An 18,162-nucleotide genomic window follows, 5' to 3' on the forward strand; every position below is an offset into this window, starting at 1 on the left:
GTCCGGGTTCGCCTCGCACTAACGAGGTTGGTCAAAACCCCGCCATTTTCTGGCGGGGTTTTGCTTTTTCGTGCAGAAAAAAGGAGTCTGCCAGGTCATGACCACTTCACCCGCCATCACGCTCACTCGCCTGGACGTGCAACGTCTTGAGCAACTGATCGACAAACTGGATGACACGTTGCCGGGCGTTGTTGCCCTGCAAGCCGAACTTGATCGCGCCGAAACCCTCGTGGGCCACGATGAAGTGCCCGCCGATGTCGTCACCATGAACTCGCGCGTGCACTGCCGCGAACAGAGCAGCGGCAAGGATTACCACCTGACGCTGGTTTACCCCAAGGACGCCAACGCGGACGAAGGCAAAATTTCGATCCTCGCGCCGGTGGGCAGCGCCTTGCTGGGCTTGCAAGTCGGTCAGCACATCGATTGGCCAGCACCGGGCGGTAAAACCCTGAAGATGGAACTGCTGGCTGTTGAAGACCAGCCCAAAGACGGCGGCCCTTTCCCGGCCTAAGCCTCAGACCTGCGCCAGCGCCTCGTTGAGCGCCTGCTCCAGATCCGCCTTGTAGCGCAGGTATAGATGGCTCGGGCTGTGGCTTTCGCCCAACAGCCCCGACAAATCCAGATCAGTGATGTAACAGCGGTAGCGCTCGGTTTCGCGGCGCTGCCCAATAATCTCCCGGGCCACCGCGCCATACAGCTGATCGCCATGGTCCATTTGGCTGAACTCACGCTGATTGCAATACAACGTGACCCATTGCCCACCATGAGCGCCCTTGCCGATGATCGCCTGCACCTCGTAATAGGCGCTGTTCGCCGGGCTGACCGGTGCGCGCCGGGCTTCGATGCTACGCGCACGGCCAGTGCCTGAAGGCAATATCTGGTAATACAACACCTCAAGTGCAGCAGTTGGGTTGTCCTCCTCAAGCGGTTGGCAGGCTTCACGGCGAAACAACAACGCTTGCACGAACCGTTGCAGCGGCACCAACAAGCTCAATTCGTCATGGAAAGGGACTGTTTGCTGCCACACCACATTGCACTCATCGAGCACGGTCAACTCGGCACGCCCGTCATTGAGCCGGTAAAACACCTGAATCGCGCCAGGTTTTGCTTTGGGCAGCATCAACCCAAGGTCATGCTCGCCCAACGCCATCGCATCCAGATGCACAGCCCGATAAGCCGGCACGCTCTGGCTCAAATACCCCACCAGCGCGGCGCTGTCGGCCAGCGCCACATGGCGCACTTCGCCTCTCATCAGCTCCATGACGTGAAAACGCTGCTCCACTTGCACCACATAACTCACGGCGCGCCCGCTCAAACGCAAGGCTTGCGCCGTGTTGAAGACCCCCTCCACCCGATGCGCGATAAATTGCGCACGGTTATGGCACACACAACGCACCCGCAACTCAGGCGTTTCACGGCCGTGCGGCTGGGCGTTGAGGTAATCGCTCAGGCAGTCGAACAATGCGTGCTCGCCGTCGAAGCGGCTGACGATCACTTCATTCCAGCTGTTGAGCGTGACTTGATCCAGCGTCAGCACCAGGTTTTCGCGCACCCCGGCGTAGCTCAGCGAGTCGGTACGCTCGGTGGTCATCACGATGTTCATTTCCCGGTGGTGCTTGAGCGGGTCAATCCCGACGTTAACCACGATCAGCACCTGCGCCGGGATGCTGGGCCGCAGCAATTGCGTTTCATCGACCGCTGCCAGTGGTAAGACGATCAGCTGCTGCAAGCAGCCCAACAGATTAAACAGCTCATATTCAGTAACATCCGTACTGCCCGGGTTCAACGCCAAGCGGGTGCTGCTGTCGATCACCCCATTGCGATGGCACCAGGCAAGCAATTCCAGCAGCGCAGGGCTGCGCCGGATGGCGGGCGTATGTTCCCACTCATGCACCGCCAGATTGCCGCGATACACCCCCCAATGGTGCTCACCGGGTTCTTTTTTATTGGGGGAGTGCACCAGCGTCAGCAGGTCTTGCGCCAGGTTGGGCGCGATACCCGGATTGATGTGATCAACCTTGCCCGCCTTACGCTCAAACGCGGCATACAACCGGCGGCCCAACACATTCAAGTCACGCTTATTGGTCAAGCCTGCCGCCTGTTCATCACGGGCAAACTGGCTTAAAAACCGATAGCTGTAATTCAACTCATGCACCAACGCCCGGCGCTCGTGAATGGCCTGCTCGGCCTTCCACAGGGGACGACTGTCGAGCCACGCCAATTGGCGCTGATCCCAGCCCCATTCTTTGGTCAATCGCGCCAGTAACTGGCGCTGCCACTGTGTGCCGCGCTGGGCGATGCTGGCGGTCAGCTTACGGTTCACTTTCAAGTACAGGCTGCGGCGCACCAGCTCCAGCCGATCCACATCGCCACGCGCCTTGAGGTACTGCTCAATGCGCCGGTACACCACCACGTAGGGGTCCAGCTCATCGAGGTCTAACTGATTGGCGTACACCGATTGTTTGAAACGCAGGCTCAGGCACTCAACCTTCGGGTGTTCGCTGGCATACACCTCAATCAGCAGCAGCTTGAGCACCGACTTGTAGGGTGACTCAATGCCTTTGAACAACTGCCACAAGCCAGCACCGACGAATTCCCCCGGCGGAATGCGCGCCAAATGCCCAAGATCGACGGCCTCATCGGCTCGAATAAAGCGCTTGGAGAGCAGCGTGTGAGTGAATTGCGCGTAGTGTGATTCTTCACACGCGGGCACCCACCACCACATTGGCGTACGGCCCGCGAGCCAGATGGCGGTGCGATAAAACTCATCCAGCAGCAAGTAATGCTGCGTCGTACCGCAGTCATCCGTGCTTAAGCGGGCATCACGCTCACCGAGCGCAAAGCGTTGCCCGTCAATCAAAAAGAAATGGGCATCCGCCCCCAGCCCCGCCGCCCATGCCTCCAGCAATTGGCATTTTTTACGCAACTCATCGAGCGCCGACTCGCCAAGGTCCGGCCCATGACAGACCCACACATCCATATCACTCTGATCGGTCTGGGCCAGCGTGCCGAGGCTGCCCATCAAAAACAGGCCATGAATCGGCAACGCCGTCGTGGGCGTGCGCGCTTTATATGAAAAGGAGCGGGTCAGGCGCTGGGCTTCGGCGAGGCTGAGTGTGTCTGGCTCATAACCGGCCACCCCGGCAGGGGTGCTACCGGATACATAACCGGGCAATAAGGGATGGTTCACATGGAAAAAAAGAGGCAGCAGGCTTAAAACCGTTTGCTGACGCGGGGTCAAACCTTCCAGTGCGCGCAGCAGTCGACCCTGATTGACGCGCAGAAACCTCTCGCGCAAATGAGTGAGTGTCTGCCGATCTATACCTTCATTCAGATTGATCTGAATTTCCTGGGTGCGCGTCATATCGAACTCAAACCGGCTCGCCAGGCGAGAAAGAGGAGGGAGGCAACGTAGGAAGGAGTCTACAGCGAGAGGGCGAAAAACCTTAGGAGGAAAGCTCTTTTGGCGTCAGATTTTTTGCTTACTCAGAAGGTATGCCCGCGGAATCATTCATGAGCAGAGCGATTCCGTGGGCGATCAGTGGCGTCAGGCAAGCTCTGCCAGTCGAACGGCAACAAAAGGCTTGGAGGTCAGAATGGACAACAGCGTTTGTACATGCTCGACAGCATCACGCCCCAGACTGGTGAGGTAACCGCCGTCAGCTTGAGTGATGAGGTCTTTTTCGTGGAGGCGTTTGGCGGCTGCAATCAGGTTCTTGTCAGCATCTTGATGGACTTTCAGACCCTCTTGAGTGCTGTTCAGATCAAACAGTGCAAGGACTTCCAGTTCGGCAACCAATTCAGGGGTAAACGACATAAGGACTCCAGACTATGCAGGAAGAGACGACAACGGCTCTAAGGTGAGCTTAGTTGGGCGGTCTGTCCAGTGGCAGTTCTCGCCATGATGGACCCGCGGGGGCAGTGAGAGCCTAGACGTAACCTGTAGTCGTTGCACGGACACGCCGGCTGCGATAGCGCGCCCAAGCCGCACTTGAGCCTGCTCTGTGAACCGCTCTGCCACTTCCAACGGTTTGATTTACAACCGCTTTGCCGCCGATTGCAGCCTGCGTGCCCGTGCAGCAACGAGCGAGCCAGATGAAAAATGACATTTCAGTTATATAAACATTCTTAAATAGTATTTTTAAGAATAATCGCGCCTCACTACTATTGCCTTCACGCCAGCACCCCCTCGGCACCCCCTATTTTCAGGAGCACCACCATGAGCGCATCTCTGCGTAGCGTTGACGGCCAGGACGAAGCCACCATTCTGCGGGAAATCCAGAGCGCGCTACGAGACCTGCGCTTCGGTGCCGTTGAAATCACAGTGCACAACGCACAAGTGGTTCAGATCGAACGTAAAGAAAAATTCCGCCTGCAAAACCCCGGTCAAAAAAATAGCTGAACCCCGTAGCGCTCATTTGAGCCACCCATAACAACTAAAAACACACGCAGTTTTGGAGCCTCACCTATGTCCCTACGCCGTTACGCTTTGGCCGCGCTGGCCAGTGCCATTTTTGCTGGCTCCGCTGTGGCCAAAGACTACGAGTTGTTGAACGTCTCCTACGATCCAACCCGTGAGCTGTATCAGGATTACAACGCCGAATTCTCCAACTTCTGGAAGCAAAGTCATCCGGGCGACACCGTCAAAATTCAGCAATCACACGGTGGTTCGGGCAAGCAAGCGCGTGGCGTGATTGATGGCCTGCGTGCTGATGTTGTGACCCTGGCGCTGGCCGGTGACATCGACGAAATCGCCAAACTGAACAAAGGCTCGCTCCCGGAAAACTGGCAAACCCGCCTGCCGGATGCCAGCACCCCGTACACCTCAACCATCGTGTTCCTGGTGCGCAAGGGCAACCCCAAAGGCATCAAGGACTGGGGCGACCTGACCAAAGACGGCGTATCGGTGATTACCCCGAACCCCAAAACCAGCGGCGGCGCGCGCTGGAACTTCCTCGCAGCCTACGCTTATGGCCTCAAGGCTAACGGTGGCGACGAAGCCAAGGCCAAAGCCTACGTACAAACCCTGTTCAAACACGTCCCGGTGCTGGACACCGGCGCACGCGGCTCGACCATTACCTTCGTCAACAACGGTCAGGGTGACGTGCTGCTCGCATGGGAAAACGAAGCGTTCCTGGCCCTGAAAGAAGACGGCGGCGCTGACAAGTTCGACATTGTCGTGCCTTCACTGTCGATTCTGGCGGAGCCTCCTGTGGCCGTGGTCGACAAAAACGCCGACAAGAAGGGCAATGCCGAGATCGCTAAAGCGTACCTCGAACACCTGTACAGCCCGGCCGGACAAGAAATTGCTGCCAAAAATTTCTACCGCCCGCGTGATGAAAAGGTCGCGGCCAAATACGCACAACAGTTTCCCAAGCTGGAGCTTGTCACTATCGACAAAGACTTCGGCGGCTGGAAGACTGCTCAACCGAAATTCTTCAATGACGGTGGCGTGTTCGACCAGATCTACCAGGCGCAATAACCTGTGGGGCGGGGCCATTTGGCATCGCTGAAAGCTAGAACATTAAGCCCGCAATTGGTTTGCGGGCTTCGTGCGTTAAACAAGGACTTTTATGTCGCGTCGTATCTCCCCCGTCATACCCGGCTTCGGGCTGACACTGGGCTACACCTTGGTGTACCTCAGCCTGATTGTGCTGATCCCGCTGGCCGCCATGTTCGTACATGCCGCGCAACTGACCTGGGACCAGTTTTGGGCCATCATCAGCGCACCTCGCGTGCTGGCCGCGCTCAAATTGAGCTTCGGCACCGCCTTTGTCGCGGCGCTGATCAACGGCATCATCGGCACCGTGCTGGCCTGGGTCCTGGTGCGTTACACCTTCCCCGGGCGCAAAGTGATCGACGCGATGATCGACCTTCCTTTCGCCTTGCCGACCGCCGTGGCCGGGATTGCTTTGACGGCGCTCTACGCCCCCAATGGCTGGATCGGCCAGTTTGCTGCCGACCTGGGCTTTAAAATCGCCTACACCCCGATGGGTATCACCCTGGCGCTGACCTTCGTCACGCTGCCGTTTGTGGTGCGCACCGTGCAACCGGTACTGGCCGACATCCCGCGTGAAATCGAAGAAGCCGCCGCCTGCCTCGGCGCCAAGCCGCTGCAAGTGTTCCGCTACATTCTGGTGCCCGCCCTGCTACCTGCCTGGTTGACCGGTTTTGCGCTGGCCTTTGCCCGTGGCGTCGGCGAGTACGGCTCGGTGATTTTCATTGCGGGCAACATGCCGATGAAAACAGAAATCCTGCCGTTGCTGATCATGGTCAAACTCGACCAATACGACTACACCGGCGCCACCGCCATTGGCGTGATGATGCTGGTGGTTTCCTTCATTTTGCTGCTGCTGATCAACCTGATTCAGCGCCGCATCGAAAAACCGTGAAGGAGGCCTGACCATGTCCAACTCCATTTCGAGCACGTCCTCGGTCGCCAACGCGGCGCGCCGTGGCAGCCCGCGCTCACGCCGCCTGTTGATCGGCTTCGGCTGGTTGTTTTTCACCGTGTTCCTGCTGCTGCCATTGCTGATCGTGGTGTCCCAGGGCCTGAAACTGGGCTTCGGGGCGTTCTTCGACGCGATCCTTGAACCCGATGCCCTGTCGGCCTTGAAGCTGACCATCATCGCCGTGGTCATCTCGGTGCCGCTCAACGTGGTGTTCGGCGTCAGCGCGGCCTGGTGCGTGAGCAAATACAGCTTTCGCGGCAAAAGCATCCTCGTGACCCTGATCGACCTGCCATTTTCGGTGTCACCGGTGATTGCAGGTCTGGTCTACGTGTTGATGTTTGGCGCGCAGGGTTTTATCGGCCCGTGGCTGCAAGACCACGACATTCAGATCGTATTTGCGTTACCGGGCATCGTACTCGCCACCATCTTCGTCACCGTGCCTTTCGTGGCCCGTGAACTGATCCCGCTGATGCAAGAGCAGGGCACCCAGGAAGAAGAGGCCGCACGCCTGCTGGGCGCCAACGGCTGGCAGATGTTCTGGCACGTCACCGTGCCCAACATCAAATGGGGCCTGATCTACGGCGTAGTGCTGTGTACGGCGCGGGCGATGGGTGAATTCGGTGCAGTTTCGGTGGTGTCCGGGCACATTCGCGGGGTGACCAACACCCTGCCGCTGCACGTCGAGATCCTCTACAACGAATACAACCACGTCGCCGCCTTTGCTGTGGCCACCCTGTTGCTGATCCTGGCGCTCTTCATCCTGCTGCTCAAGCAGTGGAGCGAATCCCGTATTAACCGCCTGCGCGCCAGCGCCGCGGAGGAATAAACCATGTCGATCGAAGTCCGTAACGTCAGCAAGAACTTCAATGCCTTCAAGGCGCTGAACAGCATCAACCTGGACATCCAGAGCGGCGAGCTGGTGGCCCTGCTTGGCCCTTCGGGCTGTGGCAAAACCACCTTGCTGCGCATCATCGCCGGCCTCGAAACCCCGGACGAAGGCAACATCGTGTTCCACGGCGAAGACGTCTCCGGGCATGACGTGCGCGATCGCAACGTCGGTTTTGTGTTCCAGCATTACGCGCTGTTTCGCCACATGACGGTGTTTGACAACGTTGCGTTCGGCCTGCGCATGAAGCCGAAAAAAGAACGTCCAAGCGAAACCCGCATCGCCGAAAAAGTCCACGAACTGCTGAACATGGTGCAACTGGACTGGCTGTCGGATCGCTACCCCGAGCAGCTTTCGGGCGGGCAGCGCCAGCGTATTGCCCTGGCTCGCGCCTTGGCCGTAGAGCCTAAAGTGCTGCTGCTGGACGAACCGTTCGGCGCCCTCGATGCCAAGGTCCGTAAAGAGCTGCGCCGCTGGTTGGCGCGCCTGCACGAAGACATCAACCTGACCTCTGTGTTCGTGACCCACGACCAGGAAGAGGCGATGGAAGTGGCCGACCGCATCGTGGTGATGAACAAGGGCGTGATCGAGCAAATCGGCTCACCGGGGGAGGTGTACGAAAACCCGGCCAGCGATTTTGTGTACCACTTCCTGGGCGACTCTAATCGCCTGCACATTGGTGAAGACCAACATGTGCTGTTCCGTCCGCATGAGGTGTCGTTGTCGCGTCATGAGATAGAGGACCATCACGCCGCGCAGGTACGCGACATTCGCCCATTGGGCGCGACCACCCGGGTGACATTGAAAGTTGAGGGTCAGAGCGAGCTGATCGAAGTGGAGGTGGTTAAAGACCACGACAGCCTCACCGACCTGGCACGGGGCGAGACGTTGTTCTTCAAGCCCAAGGTGTGGCAAAAACACGCCAGCGTGTAATCGTCGACAGTGACAAACAGGCCTGACGTCTTACGACGCTCAGGCCTTTTTATTGAACAACTCGCCGGTGAACAGACTTAAGTCACTGTTTAAACCTGCGCACTTATAACCCTTTGCGATTACGCCTGCCCCCCCTGTCAATGTTGACAGTAGGCAACGCGACGCTCCGTTAATACGCTGTGGGCATGGCGCTGTTTGAAGTGCACCGATTCATTGACTGTCGCAAAGGCACACACCTGATGAACACTGATCGAGATGATGATTCAACTGTTCTTCTACCGGCTACCGGCAACGTACAGGCCGAGATAAGCCTGGACGGCACCACTTACGCCTTTACTTCGGATTCAGTCACGCACTTCTATAACCCCAGCACCTCGCACTTCGGTATGTCTGGGGTATGTAACGAGTCCGATAGCGCCATTTTGCTGTGGATAAAAAAGGGCATACCGAATGGCGCTTATGCCTTGGGCCAAGCGAATCAGGATGTCTACATGAGCATTCGTTATCCGCTGGCACAAACAAGAGCCACCGAGGGTCAAGTCGATATCACGGTGGATGTCACGCCTGAACGGCACCATTTCCAGGCGACCTTCGATTTTGTTGCGGGCCAACAAGATCAATTCAGAGTGACGAAAGGGACGCTTGATATTTCAAGGGACTTCGAGCCGGCCACATGATTGATCGTGCCCGCGCAGAGGAAATAAACCATGTCCGAGCACATCGTTTTAATTCCAAAAACACCTGCCACTCACGCCCATGAGGGGGACTTTGAATGGGCGTTCGATGAGGAGAACATTCGCGCAACAGCCAACACTTTCTATTTGAGTGACTGGGGCACGGGAGAAGAACCGCTGTGGGTATTCTCCGGTTCAATAGGCGAAGTCGTTACCGATAACTATGTCGGCTTCTTATTTATGATCCCGTTTCTAAACGAAGATCCTCTAGAGCGTATGTACCTATTGGAAGATGGGTTGCAAGCGCAATACGCATACTCAATCCCGCCGCCGCCGCAATACCACACCATTCGCCGCCACGAGGCAGATGAAGCCACATTGAGCGTAAAACTTGACCCTGGCGCAGGTACGGCACAAGCCACCTTCGACGCAACGTTCACGATCGACGGCATTCAGCAAAGCGCAACAGGTCGGTTTAGTCTCTTGCGCAACTATTTGGCATCAGAGCCAGGCCGCCACACTCACGCCTCATGAGGGTGATGCGGTGTCTTTGCAACACCGCATCACTGTGCTCAATGGGCGCAGGAACTAAGGCTTTTTCAGCTTCGGGTTCGGGTAAAACTGCACCGCCTGCACTTTAGGGTCCGGGGCTTTTTTCAGCGCTGAAACATTCACCCGCGTGCCCAGTTCTTTGGGTATCGACAACCCTTGCTCATTCAACGTGTCCGAGTAGCCACACGCCACGCACTCGCGGTGCGGCACCTCGTCTTCATTCCACATCATCAGCTTGTCAGGCTCGCTGCACGCCGGGCAGACAGCCCCGGCGATAAAGCGTTTTTTGGTCACGTTCACCGGTGCATCACTCATGCTGCCGCGCCTTCGGTCAGGCCGCTGTGACGCAGCAATGCGTCAATCGACGGCTCACGGCCACGGAAGTCCTTGAACAGCTCCATGGGTGCCTTTGAGCCACCACGGGCCAGAATCGCCTGACGGAATGCCTTGCCGGTGTGCGGGTTGAACACGCCTTCTTCTTCAAAACGCGAGAACGCGTCAGCCGACAGCACCTCGGCCCACTTGTAGCTGTAGTAACCGGCCGCGTAACCCCCGGCAAAGATGTGCGCGAAGCTGTTAGGGAAGCGGTTGTAGGCCGGCGGACGCATCACCGACACTTCGTCGCGAATGCCTTCAAGCACCTGCGCCACAGTGCGGCCGTCTCCGTGGGTGGCGTGCAGTTCGAAGTCGAACAGCGAAAACTCCAGTTGGCGAACCATCATCAGCCCGGACTGGAAGTTTTTGGCGGCGAGCATTTTTTGCAGCAGGTCTTGTGGCAACGCTTTGCCGGTTTCGTAATGACCGGAAATCAGCGCCAGGCCTTCAGGCTCCCAGCACCAGTTTTCCATGAACTGGCTCGGCAACTCGACCGCGTCCCACGCCACGCCATTGATGCCCGACACGCCCGCGTGTTCGATTTCGGTGAGCATATGGTGCAAGCCGTGCCCGAATTCGTGGAACAGGGTGGTCACTTCGTCGTGCGTCAGCAGTGCAGGTTTACCGGAGACTGCAGGCGTGAAGTTGCACACCAGGTTGGCCACCGGGCTTTGCAGCACACCCGCCGCCGTGCGACGACGGTCGCGGGCGCCGTCCATCCACGCACCGCCACGCTTGTTGGCGCGGGCGTACAAGTCAAAGAAGAAGCGCCCGATGTGCTGGCCGTTTTCTTTGATTTCGAACAGCCGTACATCCGGGTGCCAGGTATCGAAACCCTTGGTTTCAACAATGTCGATGCCGTACAACGTATGCACGATGTCGAACAGGCCTTTGAGCACGGTGTCGATGGGGAAGTAAGCGCGCAGGGCCTCTTGCGACACGCTGTAACGCTGCTCGCGCAGTTTCTCGCCATAAAAGCCGCTGTCCCAGCTTTTAAGCTGCGGGCAGCCTTGTTCGGCGGCATAGGCTTGCAACTGCTCAAGGTCGCGCTCGGCGAAGGGCTTGCTGCGCTTGGCCAGATCGCGCAGGAAGGTCAGGACCTGATCCGGCGTCTCGGCCATTTTGGTGGCCAGGCTCAGTTCGGCAAAGCTGCCGAAGCCCAGCAATTGAGCCAGTTCCTGACGCAGGTCGAGGATTTGTTCCATCACCGGGCCGTTATCGAACTGACCGGCATTCGGGCCTTGGTCCGACGCACGGGTGCAATACGCCGCGTAGACTTCTTCGCGCAGGGCGCGGTCCTCGGCGTAGGTCATCACCGGGTAGTAGCTAGGGAATTCGAGGGTAATCAGCCAGCCGTCGAGGCCTTTGGCCTGGGCTGCTGCGGCCATTTGCGCCTTGGCCGACTCTGTCAGGCCAGCCAGTGCGGCTTCGTCCGTAATGTGCTTGGTCCATGCTTGGGTGGCGTCGAGCAATTGGTTGGAGAACGTACTGCCTAGCTCGGAAAGTTTGCTCTGCACCTCGGCGTAGCGTTTTTGCTTCTCGGCGGGCAGGTCGATGCCCGACAGACGGAAGTCGCGCAGCGAGTGCTCAAGAATGGTTTTTTGCGCTTGATCAAACTCGGCCACCTGCGGGCTGTGCGCCAACGCGTCGAAAGCCTGGAACAGCGCACGGTTCTGGCCCATTTCTGTGGAATAGGCGCTCAATGCAGGCAAACACGCCTCGTAGGCGGCACGCAGTTCAGCGTTGTTACACACTGCGTTGAGGTGGCTGACCGGGCTCCAGGCGGCGCCCAGGCGGTCGTTCAGCTCATCCATCGCCAACACCAGGCCTTCCCAGGTCGGGTTGTGGCCTTGTTGTTTAAGAATTGCTTCAATGCCGGCGCGGTTGTCGGCGAGGATCTGCTCGATGGCCGGCTGTACGTGCTCAGGACGGATCGCCGAGAACGGCGGCAGGTCGTAGGGCTGCAATAGAGGGTTGTTCTCGCTCACGTTTGGCACCTTGGCTGGAAGAAACATTGGGCCATCTTAATTACAATCGACGCTCTGCGCAGCACTCTGCCCCGCTATTACTGCTAAAGAAGGAAGCTATTTGTGTCCATCCGTCCGTTCCAGCAGCACACACCTTCATTGGGCGAGCGCGCCTTCGTCGACCGTTCGGCCGTGGTCATCGGCGATGTCGAGATCGGTGCCGACAGCTCCGTCTGGCCGTTGACCGTAATCCGTGGCGACATGCACCGCATCCGCATCGGGGCGCGCACCAGCGTGCAGGACGGCTGCGTGTTGCACATTACCCACGCCGGGCCGTTCAACCCCCAGGGTTTCCCCTTGCTGATTGGTGACGATGTGACCATCGCGCACAAAGTCATGCTGCATGGCTGTACCGTGGGCAGCCGCATTTTGATCGGCATGGGCAGCATCGTGATGGACGGCGCCGTGATTGAAGACAACGTGATTGTCGGCGCGGGCAGCCTGGTACCACCGGGCAAGCGTCTGGCCAGTGGCTTTCTGTATGTCGGCAGCCCGGTCAGGCAGGTGCGCGAACTGAGCGAAAAAGAGCAAGCCTTCTTCATCTACAGCGCGGGTAACTACGTAAAACTCAAAGACCAGCACTTGGCCGAAGGCTACCACCTGGCGCTTTAAGCCCACTTTTTAGGAGCCTTGCATGCATTATCAAAACGTATTGTTCGACCTCGACGGCACCCTGACTGACCCGCGCGAAGGCATCACCCGCTCGATCCAGTATGGCCTGAGCAAAATGGGGATCGACGAACCTGACCTGACCCAACTCGAACACTTCATCGGCCCGCCATTGCTGCAACAGTTCATGGCCACCTATGGTTTTAGCGAGGCACAAGCGTGGGAAGCGATGGGGTTCTACCGCGAGCGTTTCGCGGTGACCGGGCTGTATGAAAACGAAGTGTTCGAGGGCGTCACGCCGTTGCTGCAAGAGCTGGTGGCGCAGGGTCGGCAGCTCTTTATCGCGACCTCGAAGCCGCACGTCTATGCCCGTGAAATCGCCCGTCACTTTGACTTCGCACGGCACTTCAAGGTGATTTACGGCAGCGAGCTGGACGGCACCCGCACCAACAAGGTCGAGCTGATTGCTCACCTGATGCACGAACAGGGGCTGGATCCGACGCAAACCTTGATGATCGGCGACCGCAAACACGACCTGATCGGTGCGCGGGACAACGGCCTGGATGCCGCCGCCGTGGGCTATGGGTTTGGCAGCTTTGAAGAGCTGAACGTGTTCGCCCCCAAATACCACTTCGAGACGCTGGCGCAGTTGCACCAAGCCTTCAAGTGACACAACACCCCGCAGGCTGCGATCTTTTGATCTTTAACAATCGCAGCCTGCGGGGGGTTAGCCCATCCGTGCTTCAATTTCGCGCTGTAAATCCTCGCGCCAGCCCAGCAAAAAACCCAACTCCACCACAACAAACAGCGGCCCGATGATCAGTCCGGTGACATCATCGATAAACGCCGGTTTGCGCCCTTCGTAGTAGTGCCCGACAAACTGAATCACCCACCCCAGCACAAACAGACCCATCCCCCAGCCCAACCAGACGCCGGTGCTCAACGCCGCCAGTGTGTGCCCCAGCCATACCGACAATCCCAACAGCAGCGTCATCAATACCCCCAGACAAAGCTCAAGGCGCAGGTAAAACACCGCACTGGCGACCATCAGCAACACCGCAGGCGAAATACCCGCCCACTGCGGGCGCGACAACAGCACTGCCACAGCCATCACTATTAGCGGGATACCCACAAAGTGGCTGGCAATATTGCGTTTATCGCGGTGGTAAGCCGCGTATTGGCTCAGGTGCTCGACCAGACTTTTCATGGAGAAAACTCTTTGGGGGAATGAGCGCAGTGTAATACGCCCGCGCAGAAGCTGGCGCAGGCTGCGACCTGTTGATCGTGAAAGATCGCAGCCTGCGAAACAGGTCTATCAGCACGCAATAAACGCCAGCGGCAAATTCTGGATCTGCTCACGCACCGGCCGCTGATAAGGCCCTTCGCAGGTCAATTCATGCAGCAGCTCTTCGCGCAGTTGATGAAACTCAAAACTGCTGCGTTGACGCGGATGTGGCAACGCAATGTTCACGACCTGCTTGATCCGCCCCGGACGCGGCTCCAGCACACGGCCCGCCAAAAAAATCGCCTCTTCCACGTCGTGAGTCACCAGCACCGTGGTGATGTTGGCCCGCGCACGGATCGCCAGCAGTTCGTCCTGCATGTGTTGGCGGGTCAGGGCGTCCAGCGCGCCAAAGGGCTCGTCCAACAGCAACATACGCGGGCTGGCCACCAAGCCGCGAGCAATCGCCACCCGTTGCGCCATGCCGCCCGACAACTGATACACAAAGGCACGTTCGTGGACGCCTACCCAAAAGCCTCGGTGCTGCGTTCGGTGCTGGCGCCAGCGTCAGGCGGCGACACCGTGTGGGCCAACACCGCCACGGCGTACGCCAAGTTACCCACAGACCTGCAACAACTGGCTGACAAGCTGTGGGAGGTGCACAGCAACGAATACGACTACGCCAGCGCCAAACCCGATGTCTCGGCCGAAAAGCTTGAACGTTACCGTAAGGTCTTTACCTCAACCGTGTATGAAACCGAGCACCCAGTGGTGCGCGTTCACCCGGTCAGTGGTGAAAAGAGCTTGGTGCTGGGGCATTTTGTGAAGCGCATCAAAGGCTATTCGCCAGCCGATTCGGCGCACCTGTTCAACCTGCTGCAAAGCCACGTCACCCGCCTGGAAAACACCGTGCGCTGGCGCTGGATACAGGAGACGTTGCGATCTGGGACAACCGCTCGACGCAGCATTACGCCCTTGACGACTACGGCGTTCAAGACCGCATCGTGCGCCGCGTAACATTGCAAGGCGATGTACCGGTGAGCGTGCAGGGCCAGCGTAGCCAGACCACCAAAGGCGCGTAACACCTGGCCCGCGCAATCATCTTGCGCGCACGGCACAGAGGGTCGGTGAGGGGGATGAATGCGATTGTTTGCAGGTCAGTCACTGCGCGTACCGCCAACCGCTGACAAGGCATAACACCTGCGAAAACAAGCCCGCCCATTGCGGGCGGGCTTGTTTCAATCAGCGCACCAAGTGCAGGAACTGCATGTGGCGCTCGTACTGGTCGAGGATGTCGTTGATGATTTGCTCTTTGGTGTAGCCGGTCAGGTCGTAGTCCTGGCTACCTTCACTCAAGTGCACTTCAGCGCGGTAGTAACGGCGATTACGCAGTTGCTCTTTTTTGCCAAACCCGCCACGGGCGAAGGACGGCGTGAAATAGCCACGCATCTGCACCTGATAGATGAACGGGTGCTCTTCACCGTGACCGATCTCCAGGCTCACGTTGTCATTGGCCGGGTCCGGCTGGGTGACAACGTTAAGGCCTTTTTCACGGAACACCGCGCTCACTTCTTCAATCGCCGGGCGCACGGTGGTGTCCATGAAGCGGTACACCTCATCACGCGACGGGAAGTGCACGGCCTGGCTGAGGCGTTGTCGCCAACCGCCACGCCCACGACGCGAGTGCGAGACCGGCGCCAGGGAATGCATTTGCGCGATTTGCTTCTGCGATTCCAGATAGAACGCTTTGTGCAGGCCCCACATCATCAGCAACAAAATCAGCGAGAACGGCAACGATGTCAGCACCACCGCCGACTTGAGCGCATCAATGCTGCCCGAAAATAACAGCGCACTGGTGATCAGCGCCGTCATTGCACCCCAGAACACCCGCAGCCATTTCGGGCCGTCTTCGTCAGCGTTATTGCCTCGCGCCGAGAGGGTAGACAGCACCACGGTGCCGGAGTCGGCCGAGGTGACGAAGAACACAAAACTGATGAACACCGTCACGGCGATCACGGTTTTGCTCCACGGGTAGGTTTCCAACAGCAGGTACAAGGTGCGCGATGGGTCGTCGATGGCCGACTGACCGAGGGCAACCATGCCGTGGTTGAGCACTTGGTCGATGGCGCTGTTACCGAAAATCGACATCCACGCCAGGGTAAAGCCCAGCGGGATCAGCAGCACGCCGAACACGAACTCACGGATGGTGCGGCCCCGGGAAATACGCGCAATGAACAAACCTACAAACGGCGACCATGCGATCCACCAGGCCCAGTAAAACACGGTCCAGCCACCCAGCCAGTCGCTCGGTTTGTCGTAGGCGTACACATCGAAACTCTTGGTCGGCAATGCGCCCAGGTAGTCACCGATGTTTTGCACCAGGGTGTTGAGCAAATGTTGGGTCGGCCCTGCGAACAATACAAACAGCAGCAGCGCACAGGCCAGCAGCATGTTGATGTCCGACATCACCCGCACGCCTTTGTCGACCCCGGCGATGGCCACCAGAATGGCCGCGCCCATCATCAACGTGATCAGACCCACCTGCACCCATTGGGTATGCGGCATGCCGAACAGATAGTCGAGGCCGGAGTTGAGGTGCAACACCCCAAAGCCCATGTCGGCACCCAGACCGAACACGGTCGCGATGATGCCGAAGCCGTCTACCGCGTAGCCGATAGGGCCATTGATTCGTTTACCGATCAGCGGGTACAGCGCCGAACGCAGCGCCAGCGGCAGGTTGTGGCGATACGCGAAGTACGCCAGCGCCATGCCGACAAACGCAAACACGCCCCAGCCATGCAAACCCCAGTGCAAGAACAGCAACTGCATGCCCTGGCGCGCGGCCTCGGCATTACCGGCCGGGCCTTGTGGCGGGTTGAGCATGTGGGTCAGCGGTTCGGACACACAAAAGAAAAACAGCGTGATGCTGATCCCGGCGGCGAACAGCATCCCCGCCCAGGACAGGTAACTGAACTCAGGTTCGTCGTGGTCGGCACCGAGCTTGATCTTGCCGTAGCCGGACAAGGCGGTGACGACCACGAAGATCAGATACAGGGTCATCGCTAGCATGTAATACCAGCCGACCGTATTGGCTGCCCAATTTTGCGCAGCCAGCAGCCATTCACCGGCCTCTGCGGGCATGCAAATCACTACCACGCCAAAGATCAGAATAAAGATCGCTGCGAAGTAAAACACGGGCGGGTTCATGCGGATCGTGGACGTCTCAGACGTCATGGGTACACTCATTGGATGTGCACCTTATAGAGGTAAAACGCGGGCAAAAAGAGCGGATTCGGCAAAGGTTAGCCTCCTGTTATGAGCGGGCAGCGGACCACCGTTTTAAGTTGAACGAGTATTCAAGTTAAACATGGATGGCCTTTTAGAACTAATCGCTGCCCACGGCTTCACGTCTAATACGTTAGCTCATGGCAAGGTATGACACATGGCCATGATCAACGTTCAGCCGTTGCTACAAGGGGCTATCAGCGCCATGAGACCGCTGGGAGAAGCGGCCGGATTTGAGCGTTGAAAATAATTCAAAAAAAATCCTCACGCCAAGAAGCTGATCAAAAAACAGTCAATTCTGAAGCGTTTGATCATGAATAGGTGCCGGTAGAAACCCGACGATCGACGCCACTATTTGAGGATGTTGACTCGTCTCGGTACCGACACCCACACAAGAGCGATAACAAACGCATAAAGCACAACGCCCACCACACTGAAAAATGTATCGAGCACATACCCAGCGATTATTAAAATACCCAGCAACGAAGCCAGCACCAGCCAGCTATTAAACATGATAAATACCGCTATTTTTAAACGGTATGAGGACGTGGACAACTGAGTGGAAATCAGCACTCCCACACCGGCCATAAACACCGCAACAAGCCCGACACCTAGCATTATTGCAACGTAAATAACTGCCGCAGGAACACCCGTCGTCTCTAATAAATTCGAAGGATTCTCGGATATATCACTGCTGGCCAAGTGCAAACTAAAGCAGCCCAATATAAAAAAAACTATAGACGCCCACAAAAACTTAGAACGATTCATCGAACACCGCGAGCTTTTTTCATCTAATTGCAGTCTGGCCTGTTAGCTGATTTACGACATATGGCCTATCACCGCTGGATTTTTTGTCTACCTGCTGCACACATTTGGTCAGCAGCAGCTAAAGCCTTTAATTCGACTTTTGAATAAACGCTCCAACCGTTGCGTGTACAAACGCTTCAAAAGTAGCAATACAGTCAAATTTGAATAGTTTCGAATTCTAGACGCCAGCGACATAGCAACCGGATTTGGCCTGCCCGGGGGAAACGATGCCCAGAATCTAGATTTTGGGCCGACGGTGAATAGTGCCCTCCAGAATTAAATTCAGGGTAAGCCGTAACATAGATAGCAGGCAATGTTGTGCTCATTTAATAACCGTATA

The 18,162-nt window shown here is 57.6% G+C and carries 17 protein-coding genes and 2 pseudogenes; 11 read left to right on the forward strand and 8 right to left on the reverse strand.

The genetic code is table 11. From position 1 onward, the window contains the following. The first annotated feature begins 97 nt into the window (after positions 1 to 97). Entirely contained in the window at positions 98 to 511 is a 414-nt protein-coding gene (rnk, locus tag ACP7A4_RS08020; RefSeq protein WP_059766014.1) for a nucleoside diphosphate kinase regulator, read from the forward strand. A 3-nt stretch (positions 512 to 514) separates the two neighbouring features. Here rnk and ACP7A4_RS08025 read toward each other — a convergent pair whose 3' ends face one another. Both ACP7A4_RS08025 and ACP7A4_RS08030 read right to left on the reverse strand, forming a co-directional pair. Continuing rightward, positions 515 to 3,364, reverse strand: coding sequence for a class I adenylate cyclase (locus ACP7A4_RS08025; RefSeq protein ID WP_426246296.1), 2,850 nt, complete (start codon positions 3,362 to 3,364; stop codon positions 515 to 517). Between the two features lie 183 nt (positions 3,365 to 3,547). Further along, positions 3,548 to 3,817: a TIGR02647 family protein gene (locus ACP7A4_RS08030; protein ID WP_059766019.1), complete on the reverse strand. Its 270-nt coding sequence runs from the start codon at positions 3,815 to 3,817 to the stop codon at positions 3,548 to 3,550. Positions 3,818 to 4,219: 402 nt separating this feature from the next. Here ACP7A4_RS08030 and oscA point away from each other — a divergent pair, with 402 nt between their 5' ends. The 7 genes from oscA to ACP7A4_RS08065 all read left to right on the forward strand — a co-directional run bounded on the left by oscA (position 4,220) and on the right by ACP7A4_RS08065 (position 9,479). Further along, positions 4,220 to 4,402: a sulfur starvation response protein OscA gene (gene oscA, locus ACP7A4_RS08035; RefSeq protein ID WP_047278876.1), complete on the forward strand. Its 183-nt coding sequence runs from the start codon at positions 4,220 to 4,222 to the stop codon at positions 4,400 to 4,402. A 66-nt stretch (positions 4,403 to 4,468) separates the two neighbouring features. Then, on the forward strand, positions 4,469 to 5,482 hold the full coding sequence (locus ACP7A4_RS08040; RefSeq protein ID WP_203302099.1) for a sulfate ABC transporter substrate-binding protein: 1,014 nt from the start codon (positions 4,469 to 4,471) through the stop codon (positions 5,480 to 5,482). Positions 5,483 to 5,573: 91 nt separating this feature from the next. Beyond that, positions 5,574 to 6,392 (forward strand): sulfate ABC transporter permease subunit CysT, encoded by an 819-nt coding sequence (gene cysT, locus ACP7A4_RS08045; protein ID WP_048363803.1) that lies wholly within the window; start codon positions 5,574 to 5,576, stop codon positions 6,390 to 6,392. A gap of 13 nt (positions 6,393 to 6,405) precedes the next feature. Continuing rightward, positions 6,406 to 7,278 (forward strand): sulfate ABC transporter permease subunit CysW, encoded by an 873-nt coding sequence (gene cysW / locus ACP7A4_RS08050; RefSeq protein WP_048363802.1) that lies wholly within the window; start codon positions 6,406 to 6,408, stop codon positions 7,276 to 7,278. A 3-nt stretch (positions 7,279 to 7,281) separates the two neighbouring features. Then, positions 7,282 to 8,271: a sulfate/molybdate ABC transporter ATP-binding protein gene (locus ACP7A4_RS08055; protein WP_059766023.1), complete on the forward strand. Its 990-nt coding sequence runs from the start codon at positions 7,282 to 7,284 to the stop codon at positions 8,269 to 8,271. A 239-nt stretch (positions 8,272 to 8,510) separates the two neighbouring features. Next, a complete protein-coding gene (locus ACP7A4_RS08060; RefSeq protein ID WP_426246300.1) occupies positions 8,511 to 8,948 on the forward strand; it encodes a hypothetical protein in 438 nt (145 codons plus the stop codon). Positions 8,949 to 8,978: 30 nt separating this feature from the next. Continuing rightward, positions 8,979 to 9,479: a hypothetical protein gene (locus ACP7A4_RS08065; protein WP_426246302.1), complete on the forward strand. Its 501-nt coding sequence runs from the start codon at positions 8,979 to 8,981 to the stop codon at positions 9,477 to 9,479. Positions 9,480 to 9,533: 54 nt separating this feature from the next. Here the strand turns inward: ACP7A4_RS08065 and ACP7A4_RS08070 are convergent, their stop codons facing one another. Together ACP7A4_RS08070 and prlC are read right to left on the reverse strand one after the other, a co-directional pair. Continuing rightward, positions 9,534 to 9,812, reverse strand: a complete 279-nt coding sequence (locus tag ACP7A4_RS08070; RefSeq protein WP_203302102.1) for a YheV family putative zinc ribbon protein — start codon at positions 9,810 to 9,812, stop codon at positions 9,534 to 9,536. Next, positions 9,809 to 11,860 carry an oligopeptidase A gene (prlC, locus tag ACP7A4_RS08075; protein ID WP_426246304.1) on the reverse strand — a complete coding sequence of 684 codons (2,052 nt, stop codon included), beginning with the start codon at positions 11,858 to 11,860 and terminating at the stop codon, positions 9,809 to 9,811. The genes ACP7A4_RS08070 and prlC overlap by 4 nt, the downstream gene beginning before the upstream one ends. Positions 11,861 to 11,962: 102 nt before the next feature. Between prlC and ACP7A4_RS08080 the strand changes: the two genes are divergently transcribed. Continuing rightward, on the forward strand, positions 11,963 to 12,511 hold the full coding sequence (locus tag ACP7A4_RS08080; protein WP_426246306.1) for a gamma carbonic anhydrase family protein: 549 nt from the start codon (positions 11,963 to 11,965) through the stop codon (positions 12,509 to 12,511). Between the two features lie 22 nt (positions 12,512 to 12,533). After that, entirely contained in the window at positions 12,534 to 13,178 is a 645-nt protein-coding gene (locus ACP7A4_RS08085; protein WP_426246308.1) for an HAD family hydrolase, read from the forward strand. A gap of 57 nt (positions 13,179 to 13,235) precedes the next feature. On the opposite strand, the gene ACP7A4_RS08090 is transcribed toward ACP7A4_RS08085, so the two are convergent. After that, on the reverse strand, positions 13,236 to 13,715 hold the full coding sequence (locus tag ACP7A4_RS08090; RefSeq protein WP_203302105.1) for a DUF962 domain-containing protein: 480 nt from the start codon (positions 13,713 to 13,715) through the stop codon (positions 13,236 to 13,238). A 108-nt stretch (positions 13,716 to 13,823) separates the two neighbouring features. Further along, a pseudogene (locus tag ACP7A4_RS08095) lies at positions 13,824 to 14,243 on the reverse strand (ATP-binding cassette domain-containing protein); the annotation flags it as partial. Here ACP7A4_RS08095 and ACP7A4_RS08100 point away from each other — a divergent pair. Further along, positions 14,175 to 14,812: pseudogene (locus ACP7A4_RS08100) on the forward strand (TauD/TfdA dioxygenase family protein); the annotation flags it as partial. The pseudogenes ACP7A4_RS08095 and ACP7A4_RS08100 overlap by 69 nt on opposite strands. Positions 14,813 to 14,972: 160 nt before the next feature. Here ACP7A4_RS08100 and betT read toward each other — a convergent pair. Further along, positions 14,973 to 16,976, reverse strand: a complete 2,004-nt coding sequence (gene betT, locus ACP7A4_RS08105) for a choline transporter BetT (RefSeq protein ID WP_059766038.1) — start codon at positions 16,974 to 16,976, stop codon at positions 14,973 to 14,975. A 390-nt stretch (positions 16,977 to 17,366) separates the two neighbouring features. Continuing rightward, positions 17,367 to 17,783: a hypothetical protein gene (locus tag ACP7A4_RS08110; protein WP_059766041.1), complete on the reverse strand. Its 417-nt coding sequence runs from the start codon at positions 17,781 to 17,783 to the stop codon at positions 17,367 to 17,369. Positions 17,784 to 18,162 lie beyond the last annotated feature (379 nt).

The sequence above is a fragment of the Pseudomonas sp. TWR3-1-1 genome (assembly GCF_049896545.1).
GTDB classification, from domain to species: domain Bacteria; phylum Pseudomonadota; class Gammaproteobacteria; order Pseudomonadales; family Pseudomonadaceae; genus Aquipseudomonas; species Aquipseudomonas weihenstephanensis.